Annotated in this window: 11 protein-coding genes and 1 pseudogene; 10 read left to right on the forward strand and 2 right to left on the reverse strand. The window is 64.4% G+C overall.

Translation table 11 applies throughout. From position 1 onward, the window contains the following. Positions 1 to 107: 107 nt before the first annotated feature. From AB2B41_RS13685 to AB2B41_RS13730, 10 genes and pseudogenes are all read left to right on the forward strand, one after another. Positions 108 to 3,506: an indolepyruvate ferredoxin oxidoreductase family protein gene (locus AB2B41_RS13685; RefSeq protein WP_367878368.1), complete on the forward strand. Its 3,399-nt coding sequence runs from the start codon at positions 108 to 110 to the stop codon at positions 3,504 to 3,506. A gap of 62 nt (positions 3,507 to 3,568) precedes the next feature. Next, positions 3,569 to 4,450 carry a lysophospholipid acyltransferase family protein gene (locus AB2B41_RS13690; protein WP_367878369.1) on the forward strand — a complete coding sequence of 294 codons (882 nt, stop codon included), beginning with the start codon at positions 3,569 to 3,571 and terminating at the stop codon, positions 4,448 to 4,450. A 16-nt stretch (positions 4,451 to 4,466) separates the two neighbouring features. Next, positions 4,467 to 5,276 (forward strand): glutamate racemase, encoded by an 810-nt coding sequence (murI, locus tag AB2B41_RS13695; RefSeq protein WP_367878370.1) that lies wholly within the window; start codon positions 4,467 to 4,469, stop codon positions 5,274 to 5,276. A gap of 60 nt (positions 5,277 to 5,336) precedes the next feature. Further along, a complete protein-coding gene (gene argC, locus AB2B41_RS13700; protein WP_367878371.1) occupies positions 5,337 to 6,362 on the forward strand; it encodes an N-acetyl-gamma-glutamyl-phosphate reductase in 1,026 nt (341 codons plus the stop codon). Positions 6,363 to 6,366: 4 nt separating this feature from the next. Beyond that, a complete protein-coding gene (gene ccmE, locus AB2B41_RS13705) occupies positions 6,367 to 6,810 on the forward strand; it encodes a cytochrome c maturation protein CcmE (protein WP_367878372.1) in 444 nt (147 codons plus the stop codon). 73 nt (positions 6,811 to 6,883) lie between these two features. Then, positions 6,884 to 7,495, forward strand: a complete 612-nt coding sequence (locus tag AB2B41_RS13710; RefSeq protein WP_367878373.1) for a holin-associated N-acetylmuramidase — start codon at positions 6,884 to 6,886, stop codon at positions 7,493 to 7,495. Further along, a pseudogene (locus AB2B41_RS13715) lies at positions 7,486 to 7,991 on the forward strand (3TM-type holin). Before AB2B41_RS13710 ends, AB2B41_RS13715 begins: the two are co-directional and overlap by 10 nt. A gap of 83 nt (positions 7,992 to 8,074) precedes the next feature. Further along, positions 8,075 to 10,042: a heme lyase CcmF/NrfE family subunit gene (locus AB2B41_RS13720; RefSeq protein WP_367878374.1), complete on the forward strand. Its 1,968-nt coding sequence runs from the start codon at positions 8,075 to 8,077 to the stop codon at positions 10,040 to 10,042. Continuing rightward, the gene (locus tag AB2B41_RS13725) at positions 10,039 to 10,491 is read left to right on the forward strand and encodes a cytochrome c-type biogenesis protein (RefSeq protein ID WP_367878375.1); all 453 of its coding nucleotides are present in this window, start codon (positions 10,039 to 10,041) and stop codon (positions 10,489 to 10,491) included. Before AB2B41_RS13720 ends, AB2B41_RS13725 begins: the two co-directional genes overlap by 4 nt. A 74-nt stretch (positions 10,492 to 10,565) precedes the next feature. Beyond that, the gene (locus tag AB2B41_RS13730) at positions 10,566 to 11,342 is read left to right on the forward strand and encodes an enoyl-CoA hydratase-related protein (RefSeq protein ID WP_367878376.1); all 777 of its coding nucleotides are present in this window, start codon (positions 10,566 to 10,568) and stop codon (positions 11,340 to 11,342) included. A 6-nt stretch (positions 11,343 to 11,348) separates the two neighbouring features. Here the strand turns inward: AB2B41_RS13730 and AB2B41_RS13735 are convergent, their stop codons facing one another. Continuing rightward, positions 11,349 to 11,648, reverse strand: a complete 300-nt coding sequence (locus AB2B41_RS13735; RefSeq protein ID WP_367878377.1) for a hypothetical protein — start codon at positions 11,646 to 11,648, stop codon at positions 11,349 to 11,351. After that, on the reverse strand, positions 11,645 to 11,854 hold the full coding sequence (locus AB2B41_RS13740) for a hypothetical protein (protein ID WP_367878378.1): 210 nt from the start codon (positions 11,852 to 11,854) through the stop codon (positions 11,645 to 11,647). Before AB2B41_RS13740 ends, AB2B41_RS13735 begins: the two co-directional genes overlap by 4 nt. Positions 11,855 to 12,050 lie beyond the last annotated feature (196 nt).

A 12,050-nucleotide genomic window follows, 5' to 3' on the forward strand; every position in this document is an offset into this window, starting at 1 on the left:
GACGCCACTTGCGCGCTTGGGCGCAAATATCGTCTATACAGGTCAGCATATGTGACCTATAATCGATTTGAAATTATGCAAGAGTGACGGAAGCCAGGGAGGCCGCCATGACCACGCCAAGCATTTCACTGAACGACCGCTTCGATGTGGAGAAATCCCCCGTCCTGCTGAACGGCACGCAGGCGCTGGTGCGGATGATGCTCATGCAGGCCGAGCGGGACCGCGTGGCGGGGCTGAACACGGCGGGGCTGGTCACCGGATACCGCGGCTCGCCACTGGGCGCGGTCGACATGCAGATGATGAAGGCGGAAAAGTTCCGGGCCGAGAAGAACATCACCTTCCAGGCGGGGCTGAACGAGGACCTGGCCGCCACGGCATTGTGGGGTGCGCAGCAGGCGGAGTTGCGGGGCGAGGGGAAGTACGACGGCGTCTTTGGCCTCTGGTACGGCAAGGGGCCGGGCGTGGACCGTTCGGGCGATGTGATGCGCCACGCGAACATGGCAGGCACCTCCAAGCACGGCGGTGTGCTGATGGCGATGGGGGATGACCACACCGGCGAATCCTCGACCGTATTGCACCAGTCGGAATTCGCCATGGTCGATGCCTATATGCCGGTGGTCAGTCCGGCGGGCGTGCAGGAAATCCTCGATTACGGCATCTATGGCTGGGCGCTGTCGCGGTATTCGGGGCTCTGGGTTGGCCTCAAGACCATGAAGGACACGGTCGAAGTGACCTCCGTGGTGGATGGCAACCCGCACCGGATGTCTTTCGTGACGCCCGAATTCGACATGCCGCAGGGCGGGCTGAACATCCGCCTTGTGGACGACCGGATCGCGCAGGAGGCGCGGCTCATCGATTACAAGCGCTATGCCGCCGAAGCTTTTGCCCATGCCAACGGGATCGACAAATGCGTCTGGACCAATCACGGTGCCAAGATCGGCCTTGTGGCGGCGGGCAAGAACTGGCTCGATCTGGTGCATGCGCTGAGCCTTCTCAATATCGACGAGAAAGAGGCCGAGCGGCTGGGCATCTCCACCTACAAGGTGGGCCAGACCTGGCCCCTGAATATGCGGGGCTTCCACGACTGGGCCGAGAATCTCGACCTGATCATCGTGGTCGAGGAAAAGCGCAAGCTGATCGAGGTGCAGATCAAGGAAGCGCTCTTTGACGACGACCTGCGCCACCGGGTCTATGGCGGGCGCAAGAACGGCGAGGAATTCTTCTCGGCGCGCTGGGCGCTCGATCCGGTCGACATCGCCGAGAAGCTGGGCCGCGTGCTCTGCGAAGAAGGACGTGAGACAGACGGGATCAAGGCGGGGCTCGCCAAGCTCGATGAGGCGCGGCGGGCGGACAATGCCGAGGAGATCGCGGCGCGGCTGCCCTATTTCTGCTCGGGCTGTCCGCACAACACCTCGACAAAGGTGCCCAAAGGCTCCCGCGCCTATGCGGGGATCGGCTGTCACTTCATGGCGCAGTGGATGGACCGGGACACGCTGGGGTTCACCCACATGGGCGGTGAGGGGGCCAACTGGATCGGTGAGGCGCCGTTCTCGACCCGTGCGCATGTGTTCCAGAACCTCGGGGACGGGACGTACAATCACTCCGGGGTGCAGGCCATCCGCGCGGCCATCGCGGCCAAGACAAACATCACCTACAAGATTCTCTATAACGACGCCGTCGCCATGACTGGCGGCCAGCACAACGAGGGGGATCTCGACGCCCCGCGCATCGCTGCCGAGTTGAAGGCGATGGGGGTCAAGCACCTCGCCGTGGTCTATGACGAGAAAGAGGACGTCGACGCGAAAGCCTTCCCCGGTATCCCGATGTACGAACGGGCCGAGTTGAATACCGTTCAGGAGGATTTCGCCAAGAAGGAAGGCGTCAGCGCCATCGTTTACGTGCAGACCTGCGCGGCTGAGAAGCGGCGGCGGAGGAAGCGCGGGCTCTTCCCGGACCCGGACAAGCGTGTCTTCATCAACACCGACGTTTGCGAGGGCTGTGGCGATTGCGGGGTGCAGTCAAACTGCGTCTCCATCGTCCCGAAAGAGACCGAGCTGGGCCGCAAGCGGGCGATCGACCAGTCGTCCTGCAACAAGGATTTCTCGTGCCTCAAGGGCTTCTGCCCGTCATTCGTCACGCTGCAAGGGGCCAAGGTGCGCAAGGAAGCCACGAGCGACGTGGACCTGCCGGACCTGCCGCTGCCGACGCTGCCGCAGATCAAGGGCACCCATAATGTCGTGATCACGGGCGTGGGTGGCACGGGTGTTGTGACCATCGGCGCGGTGCTGGCGCAGGCCGCGCAGCTTGATGGCAAGGGGGCCGGGATGATGGAGATGGCGGGCCTCGCCCAGAAGGGCGGTGCGGTGCATATCCACTGTCGTCTGGCGAACCGGCCCGAAGACATTTCGGCCATTCGTGTGGCCACGGGCGAATGCGACGCGCTGATCGGCGGCGATCTGGTGGTTTCCGGGGGGTCCAAGACGCTGGGGCTGACGCAGGCGGGGCGCACGGGGGCGGTGGTGAACAGCCACGAGATCGTCACCGGCGATTTCACCCGCGATACGGAATTCAAGCTGCCCTACGACCGGCTGACTCTGTCGCTGGAAGCGCGGTTGAAGGATGACGTCACGCTCTTTGACGCCTCGGACCTCGCCAAGGCGATGCTGGGCGATTCGATCTATTCCAACATGATGGTCTTTGGCTGCGCGTGGCAGAAGGGCCTGCTGCCGCTGTCGCTGGAAAGCCTGCAGGAGGCCATTCGCCTTAACGGCGCGGCGGTCGAGAGGAACCTGCGGGCGTTCGAGCTGGGGCGCTGGGCGGCGCTTTATCCCGAGGAAGCGGCCAAGCATATCGGACCCAAGGTGATCGACCTGCCGAAATCGCTGGATGACAAGATCGCCTACCGGATGGAGCATCTGACCGCCTATCAGGGCAAGCGGCTGGCAAAGCGCTATGCTAAACTGGTGAATTCGGTTGAGGACCGGGAGGTCAAGCGCGCGCTGGCGGAGGGCTATCACAAGCTCTTGGCCTACAAGGACGAATACGAGGTGGCGCGCCTGCTGCTTACCAGCCGCGAGAAAGCGGCGGAGGAATTCGAGGGGGATTTCAAGATGACCTTCCACCTCGCCCCGCCGATGCTGTCCAAGAAGGGCCCCGACGGGAGGCCCATGAAGCGCGAATTCGGCGCGTGGATGGAACGGCCCTTGCGGATCATGACCAAGTTCAAGGGGCTGCGGGGTACGCCCCTTGATCCCTTCGGCTATACCGCTGAACGCAAGATGGAGCGGGCCTTGATCAAGCAGTACGAGCGCGACATGGCGGAGGTGCTGCCGAAGCTGAGCGGTGCCACCCGCGACGCGATTGTCGCTTTGGCGGAATTGCCCAAGCAGATCAGGGGTTTTGGTCCCGTTAAGCAGGCCAACGAGGTCAAGGCGGCCAAGCGGCGCGAGGAATTGCTGGCGGTGATACGGGCAGGCGGCCCGCAACTGGCGAAGGCGGCGGAGTGATCTGTCACCCGCCTGTCACAATCTGGCAGTAGAGACGGCGCGCAACCGGGACCGGGGCTACGATGACGAACCAGCACCGCAGAATCACGCGCGAGATCAGCTATGCCTATTCGGCTGAAACACGGCCCGGGAGGGCGATGATCCGGTTGATGGAGAACACCACCGGGCGGCTGGGCCTGATCAAGCGGGCGCGGGGGTATGAGGACGAGGTCAGCGGCGGGCGCAGCTTTTTCGAGGTCATGGCCGAGCGCTATGGGCTGAGCCTCGACATCGTGGGCGGATCGCTCGACCTCATTCTGCGCGAGGGACCGGTGATCTTTATCGCCAACCATCCCTACGGCATCCTTGATGGCCTGATGCTGGGCTACCTGATGGGCCAGACCCGGCGCGACTTCCGCATCGTCGCGCATTCCGTCTTCAACCGTGCGCCGGATCTGAACCGGCACCTGCTGCCGATCAGCTTTGATCAGGACAAGGCAGCGCTTGAGCTGAACATCGCCACCCGGCGCAGCGCGCTGGACTATCTCGGGCAGGGCGGGGCCGTGGGTATCTTTCCCGGCGGCACCGTCAGCACCGCCGCCAGACCGTTTTCCCGCCCCCTCGATCCCGTCTGGCGCAGCTTTACCGCGCGGATGATCGCCAAGAGCCGCGCGCAGGTCGTCCCGGTCTATTTCGACGGCCACACCAGCCGCCTGTTCCAGATCGCGAGCCATCTGCATTTCACCCTGCGCATGGGGCTTCTGATCAAGGAATTCCGCAAACGCGTCGATACGCCTGTCCGGATCGCCATTGGCGCGCCCATGGGCCGTGACATTCTGGACCCGCTTGCGGGCGATGCCAAAGCCATGATGGATTTCCTGCGCAAAGCCACGTATGAGTTGTCGCCAGAGCCGCTGGGTGCAACCAAGTTCGGCTTTGAGTTCGAGGAACACTATCGCGCCTGAACGGGCGAAGGGCGGCATGGCTGTAGGAATATTCGACAGTGGCTTGGGCGGGCTGACCGTTCTGCAAGCGGTGCAGGAGCGTCTGCCGGAGGTCGAGTTCATCTACCTCGCCGACAGCGCACATGCGCCCTATGGCGTGCGCACCGCCGATAACATTTACGACCTGACGACCAAGGCCGTGCAGCGGCTCTTCGATGCGGGGTGCGATCTGGTGATTCTGGCCTGCAACACCGCCTCGGCGGCAGCGCTCAGGCGGATGCAGGAGAACTGGGTGCCGCCCAACAAGCGCGTGCTCGGCGTCTTCGTGCCGCTGATCGAGGCGCTGACCGAACGGCAGTGGGGCGACAATTCCCCGCCGCGCGAGGTGGCGGTGAAGCATGTGGCGCTTTTTGCCACGCCCGCGACCGTCGCAAGCCGCGCGTTTCAGCGCGAACTGGCGTTCCGCGCGATCGGCGTCGATGTCGAGGCGCAGGCCTGTGGCGGTGTGGTCGATGCCATCGAGGACGGCGATTTCATCCTCGCTGAGGCGCTGGTGCAAAGCCATGTGGACGCGCTCAAGCGCAAGATGCCCGATCCGGAGGCGGCGATCCTCGGCTGCACGCATTATCCGCTGATGCAGGACGCCTTCCAGAAGGCGCTGGGCGAAGGGGTCGCGGTCTATTCGCAGGCCAACCTGGTTGCGGAAAGCCTTGCCGATTATCTCGAACGTCATCCCGACAAGCTGGGGACGGGCGACGCAGCCTTCCTGACCACCGGCGATCCGGCCCGCGTCAGCAGCCGTGCGACGCAATTCCTCCGACGATCCATTCAGTTCACCGCCGCCTGAATAATCGTTCCCGTTTGCTGCGAAACGCAGTAAACGTCACCCGAACAAGGGAATCCTGAAATGTACAACATCGCCATTCTTGGGGCCTCCGGCTATACCGGGGCAGAACTGGTCCGGCTGATCGCCGGACACTCTTCCATGAAAATCAAGGCCTTGGGGGCCAACTCCAAGGCGGGTCAGAGCATGGCCGAGGCCTTTCCGCACCTGCGCCACATGGATCTGCCGGACCTTGTCACCATCGCCGAAATCGATTTCTCGGACATTGACCTCTGTTTCTGCGCCCTGCCGCACAAGACCAGCCAGGAGGTCATCGCGGCCCTGCCGAAGGACCTCAAGATCGTGGACCTGTCCGCCGATTTCCGGCTGCGCGATCCCGACGCCTACCAGAAATGGTACGGCAACCCCCATGCAGCACTCGAGCAGCAGAAAGAGGCGGTCTATGGCCTCACCGAATTCTACCGCGACGAAATCCGGGGTGCGCGGCTTGTCGCTGGCACGGGCTGCAACGCGGCGACGGGGCAATTCGCGATTCGTCCGCTGATCGAGCGGGAGGTGATCGATTTCGACGAGATCATCCTCGACATGAAATGCGCCGTCTCCGGCGCTGGCCGGGCGCTCAAGGAAAACCTCCTGCATGCCGAACTATCGGAGGGCTATCACGCCTATTCCATCGGTGGGACGCACCGGCATCTGGGCGAGTTCGATCAGGAATTCTCGGCCCTCGCCGGGCGGCCGGTGAAGGTGCAGTTCACGCCGCACCTGATTCCCGCGAACCGGGGCATTCTGGCCACCTGCTACGTCAAGGGCGACCCGGAGGAGGTCTACGAGGCGCTTGCCGCGACCTACCTCGACGAGCCGTTCATCGAGGTTATCCCGTTCCGCGAAGTGCCCTCGACCCGGCACATTCGCGGCTCGAACTTCTGCCACATCGGGGTGAGCCCGGACCGGATCAAGGGACGCGCCATCGTGGTGGCGGCCCTTGATAACCTGACAAAAGGTAGCAGCGGGCAGGCGTTGCAGAACGCCAATCTGATGTTAAATATCGAAGAGACCGAAGGGCTGATGATGGCCCCGCTGTTCCCGTGAGCCGATGAAGAGCCTCAAAAAGCAAAGACGTATCCAGGTGATCGCGGTGGCGGTCGTGGCGCTGATCGCCTCGACCGCGCTTATTGGCTACGCCATGCGCGACGGCATCAACTTCTTCCGTGCCCCCAGCCAGATCATCGCCGAACCGCCGGGCCCCGAAGAGGTATTCCGCATCGGCGGGCTGGTGGAGGAAGGCTCGCTGATGCGCGGCGAGAGCGAGACGGTCAGCTTCAACGTGACGGACGGCGGCGCATCGGTGCCGGTCACCTTCACCGGGGTGTTGCCGGATCTCTTTGAAGAGAACCAGGGCATGGTGGGCACCGGGCGTTACGTGAACGGCGTCTTTGAAGCTACTGAAATCCTTGCGAAACACGACGAGACTTACATGCCCAAGGAAGTCGTGGACGCACTCAAGGAACAGGGTGTCTACGTAGAGCCCGAGAGCTGAGACCGCACGGTCCGGCCATCTGCCGTTAACCAATTTCTGACCCTCTGTGCGCCATCCGGTGGGAGGGGTGCAGATGCTGTCGGTCAGGGACATCGCGGAAGAGATCGTGGCGCGGGAAGGCGGGTTCGTGAACGATCCCGACGATCCGGGCGGGGCCACGAAATACGGCGTCACCATCCAGACCATGCGCCGCCTCGGCCTCGATCTGGACGGCGACGGGCAGGTGAACGTCACGGACGTCCGCAACCTGAGCCGCGCGCAGGCGGTGGACATCTTCATCGCCCATTACTTCGAGCGCCCCCGGATCGGGGAGTTGCCCGCGCCGCTGCAGCCGAGCGTTTTCGACATGTACGTCAACGCCGGAGCCAATGCGGTGAAGATCCTGCAACGTCTCCTGGGGCAGATGGAGCTGGAGGTCGCCGTGGACGGCGTTCTTGGCCCTGTGAGCCTCGGGGCTGCGCATGAGGCAATCCGGATGGCGCCCGATCATCTGGTCGATGCCTACGGGATCGCGCGGCGGAACTACTACTTCCGCCTCGCCGACCGCCGTCCGGCAAGCCGCAAATACGCCCGGACGAGGGCAGGCGGCAAGGGCGGCTGGATCACGCGGGCCGAGGCCTTCATCGCGCCGCGTTATCATCTCAGCGAGGCGGCTTTCAGGCAAAGGGTGGCGGCGTGGGACTGATCGAACAGGTTTTTTCGCTGGTCTTCGGCGGCCAGCGCAACGTGGTGCGCGAGACGGTCGAGGTCTTTCGCGAGAACGCGGAAGCCGGGGCGCAACGCGACGCCGGCGTGCAGGGGCAGGCGATGGCGCAGTACGGGGCTGAATTCGTCGTGCCGCGCTGGGGCTTTTCATCTCGGCCATGGTGAGCCCCTTGTGGTTCTCCGAACGCATGCAGGGCATCGCGCTGGTGCCAGAGCCACTCTGGTGGCTGCTGGGCGTGATCGTCTCCTTCTACTTCGGCGCGCGGCATCAGGTGAAGGCGCAGGAATTCCAGCGCGAGATCGTGGGTACCGTGGCCCGCGTGCCGCAGGTGCTGGAGAACATTGAAAGCATCGGCAAGCTGCGGGCCGGGACGCCGATGGCGGCGGATACGCGGACGGATGCGGCGCTGGCACAATCCGCCACCGAGGCGGAGGATAACGCGGTACTGGCAGAGTGGCGCGCGGGCCGCGCCTGACTGCGACGCTTTGCCCCCACGGCCCGCGTCGATGACGCGGAATTGACATGGCAACTGCCCGGATTGCCGATTATATTTCCCCCATGATTACCGAGTTGGGACATTTCGCGCTGATCCTCGCCTTTCTCGTGGCGATCGTTCAGACCATCGTGCCGCTGATTGGCGCACAGAAACGCTGGCAGGGCTGGATGGCCGTGGCCGAACCGGCGGCGGGGGCGCAATTCGCCCTGACCGCCGTCGCCTTCGGTGCGCTGATGTGGGCCTTCGTCGTCTCCGACTTTTCGCTGCGGCTTGTGTGGCTCAACAGCCATTCGATGAAGCCGATGCTCTACAAGATCAGCGGCACATGGGGGAACCACGAGGGCTCCATGCTGCTTTGGGTGCTGATCGTCACGCTGTTCGGGGCCATGGCCGCATGGTTCGGCGGTGGGTTGCCACCCACCTTACGGGCGCGAGTGCTGGCGGTTCAGGGGGCCATCGGCGTCGCCTTCTTCGCCTTCATCATCTTCACCTCGAACCCCTTCCTGCGGCTCGACACGCCTCCCTTCGACGGGCAGGACCTGAACCCGCTGCTACAGGACCCCGGCCTCGCCTTCCATCCGCCCTTCCTCTACCTCGGCTACGTGGGCCTCTCGATGGCCTTCAGCTTCGCGGTCGCCGCCCTGATCGAAGGGCGCGTCGATGCCGCATGGGGCCGCTGGGTGCGACCATGGACGCTGGCGGCCTGGGTGTTCCTGACCATCGGCATCGCCTTGGGATCGTGGTGGGCCTATTACGAGCTCGGCTGGGGCGGCTTCTGGTTCTGGGACCCGGTCGAGAACGCGTCGTTCATGCCCTGGCTTCTGGCCGCAGCGCTCCTGCACTCGGCCATCGTCGTGGAAAAGCGCGAGGCGCTGAAAAGCTGGACGATCCTGCTGGCGATCCTCGCCTTCGGCTTCTCGCTGATCGGGACGTTCATCGTGCGCTCGGGCCTGCTGACCTCTGTCCATGCCTTCGCCAATGACCCCGAGCGGGGCGTGTGGATTCTGCTGATTATGGCCTTCTTCATGGGCGGGGCGCTGATGCTCTTCAGCCTGCGCGCGGGGGCGATGGAAGCAAAGGGCGTCTTTGGCCTCGTCAGCCGCGAATCTGCGCTGGTGGTGAACAACCTTTTGCTTGCCGTTTCCTGCTTCGTGGTCTTCGTGGGCACCATGTGGCCGCTGGTGGCCGAGATGTTTTTCGACCGCAAGCTCAGCGTCGGCCCGCCCTTCTTCAACGCCGCCTTCACGCCCTTCATGGTGGCGCTGGGACTGATCCTGCCCATCGGTGCCGTCCTGCCGTGGAAGCGCGCGCGGCTTCTGCGCGCGATGAAGCCTTTCCGCTATGTCTTCGTGCTGGCCATCGCCGTGGGCGGTCTGGCCTTTGCCATGCAGACGGGGCGCAGCCTGATCGGCCCCATCGGCATGTTCCTCGGCGCATGGCTGGTGATGGGTGTCATCGTCGAACTGGCGCAGCGCACGGGCCGGGGGGGCGACCGCCTTGGCCGCCTGATGCGCCTGCCGCGCGCCGACTGGGGCAAGGCGGTGGCTCATGCGGGGCTCGGCGTGACCATGGCGGGCGTTGCCGGGCTGACCGCCTGGACGGTGGACGACATCCGCGTGGCCCAGATCGGCCAGCCGTGGGAGGTGGGCAGCTACGAGCTGACCCTCAACGACGTGCAGGAGGTGCGCGGGCCGAACTACGTCTCGACCATGGGGTTCCTGACGCTCGCGCAGGATGGCCGTCAGATTGCCGAACTGCGGCCCGAGAAACGCTTCTACCCGGTGGCGCAGATGCCCACGACCGAGGCGGCTATCGACTATGACCTCAAGCGTGACGTCTATGTCGTGATCGGTGATCAGCAGAATTCGGGCGGCTGGACGATCCGGACCTACATCAAGCCGATGACAAACTGGATCTGGGTCGGCTCGGCCCTAATGGCGCTTGGCGGTTTGCTGAGCCTGACCGACCGCCGCTTCCGCGTGGCGGCAGGTGCCGCGCGGCGTGGGCCCGAACCGGTACCGGCGGAATGAAGCGTCTGTTGCTGATCCTGATACTGCTGGCGGCTCCCGTCTGGGCCGTGCAGCCGGATGAAATCCTTGACGACCCGGTGCTCGAGGATCGTGCGCGGGAAATCTCCAAGGGCCTGCGCTGCCTTGTGTGCCGCAATGAGAGCATCGACGAAAGCAACGCAAGCCTTGCGCGGGACCTTCGCCTGCTGGTGCGCGAGCGGCTGGTGGCCGGGGACACCGATGAGGAAGCGGTAGAGTTCATCGTCGACCGCTATGGCGAATACGTGCTTCTGACCCCCACCGCGACCGGGGCGAACTGGCTTCTCTGGGGCGCGGGGCCGCTGATGCTCTTGCTGGCGGGCGGCCTCGGCTATGGCTACCTGCGAGGCCGCGCGCGGGCGCAGGGGCCGGATCAGACCCCGCTCAGCGCCGAGGAACAGGCGCGGCTTGACGATATTTTGGGCCGCTGACGTCCGGTTGGGCTGGCAGTGCGGCGTCACTTTGGTAGTGTCGCGCAAAGACCGCCGACAGAGGACGCCCGATCATGGACTACCAGACCATCACCTATACGCTTGAAGATGGCGTCGCCATCATCACGCTGGCACGTGCCGACAAGATGAACGCGCTCACCACACAGATGCGGGCCGAGATCACCCATGCGGCGACGCAGGCAGGCAAGGATGCGCGGGTGCTGGTGATCACCGGCGAGGGCCGCGCCTTCTGCTCGGGCCAGGACCTTGGCGACCGCGCGGCGGGATCGTCCATCGACCTTGAACGCACCCTGCGCGACGAATACGCGCCGATGCTGCGCGCCATCGTGAATTGCCCGATCCCGACGATTGCCGCCGTGAACGGGCCTGCGGCGGGGGCAGGGGCCAACCTGGCGTTGGCCGCCGATGTCGTCTTTGCGGCCGAGAGTGCCTACTTCATGCAGGCGTTCTCGCGCATCGGGCTCATCCCGGACGCGGGCGGCACCTATGTCCTGCCGCGCTCCATGGGCACCGCCAAGGCCATGGGGGCGGCGCTTTTCGCCGACAAGATCAGCGCGCGGCAGGCCGACGACTGGGGCATGATCTGGGAGGCGGTGCCGGACGCGGAGTTCGACGCCCACTGGCGGGCGAAGGCCGCGCACCTCGCGGCAGGCCCCACCGTCGCCTACGCGGGGATCAAGGAGGTCATCCGGGGCTCATGGGACAACGGCTTTGAGGATCAGCTGACGCTCGAGGCACAGACGCAGGGCACCTGCGGCAAGTCGCGTGACTTCAAGGAAGGCGTGTTGGCCTTTGTCGAGAAACGACCGGCCACCTTCGAGGGGCGCTGACGCCGCCTATAGGCTCTGCTCCACCAGCAACACATCCTCCGGCGTCAGGTCCGGACCCTTGGCGTGCGCCACCACGGCGACCGCCACGCCGTCCGCCAGAACCGAGGTGACAGACCCCGAGATTGCCTTGACCGTGATTTCGGGTGGCGGCGCGCCTTTGGTATAGACCACGGCGACGGCGTCCCGCTTGGTCCGGCTGTTGGGCACAAGAATGCCCTGCGGCGACCGCTGCGCGCGGTCGGGAAAGGGCATAAGGCCGGTCACCTGATCCCAGCACAGGCCGGATTCATGCGGCTGCGCAATCATTTTGCCAGCCTGTTCCGGTCTTCTCTGGCTTCGGCACGCTGGCTTTCTTTGCGCGGGAATCGGCGGAAACCGCCGAAGATCGAGAAGAGTGCAAATGCGATGGCTGCAGTCGCGACGGAATATTCGAAGAACATGGTGCCCCCTTGTGCAGTGTCGCGATGACGGTAGCAGGGCATTTCAGCACCGGTCAAGAAAGGGCCGGTCATTGTAATCGGCGCAGAAACAATGCCTTAATTGTGCCACGTTTCATCACGGGCTGGCATGAAAGTCCCTGTCTCAGACCGGTCTTAGCGCAGGTCTCGCGGGCGAATCCGGCGCTCTTTCGGCGTCAGCGATCTTGATTCGCGCTGCACGTCGGCGCTTCGCCTCATGCGTGTGCACATTGCGGCAACGCCTGTTGCC

The organism is Sulfitobacter sediminis, assembly GCF_040811725.1.
GTDB lineage: Bacteria > Pseudomonadota > Alphaproteobacteria > Rhodobacterales > Rhodobacteraceae > Sulfitobacter > Sulfitobacter sediminis.

Coding starts and splice junctions, on each gene's coding strand:
- ccmE (WP_367878372.1), top strand. CDS start 6,367: ATGAAGAGCCTCAAAAAGCAAAGACGTATCCAGGTGATCGCGGTGGCG.
- AB2B41_RS13720 (WP_367878374.1), top strand. CDS start 8,075: ATGATTACCGAGTTGGGACATTTCGCGCTGATCCTCGCCTTTCTCGTG.
- AB2B41_RS13740 (WP_367878378.1), bottom strand. CDS start 11,854: ATGACCGGCCCTTTCTTGACCGGTGCTGAAATGCCCTGCTACCGTCAT.
- AB2B41_RS13735 (WP_367878377.1), bottom strand. CDS start 11,648: ATGATTGCGCAGCCGCATGAATCCGGCCTGTGCTGGGATCAGGTGACC.
- AB2B41_RS13730 (WP_367878376.1), top strand. CDS start 10,566: ATGGACTACCAGACCATCACCTATACGCTTGAAGATGGCGTCGCCATC.
- argC (WP_367878371.1), top strand. CDS start 5,337: ATGTACAACATCGCCATTCTTGGGGCCTCCGGCTATACCGGGGCAGAA.
- AB2B41_RS13690 (WP_367878369.1), top strand. CDS start 3,569: ATGACGAACCAGCACCGCAGAATCACGCGCGAGATCAGCTATGCCTAT.
- AB2B41_RS13725 (WP_367878375.1), top strand. CDS start 10,039: ATGAAGCGTCTGTTGCTGATCCTGATACTGCTGGCGGCTCCCGTCTGG.
- AB2B41_RS13710 (WP_367878373.1), top strand. CDS start 6,884: ATGCTGTCGGTCAGGGACATCGCGGAAGAGATCGTGGCGCGGGAAGGC.
- AB2B41_RS13685 (WP_367878368.1), top strand. CDS start 108: ATGACCACGCCAAGCATTTCACTGAACGACCGCTTCGATGTGGAGAAA.
- murI (WP_367878370.1), top strand. CDS start 4,467: ATGGCTGTAGGAATATTCGACAGTGGCTTGGGCGGGCTGACCGTTCTG.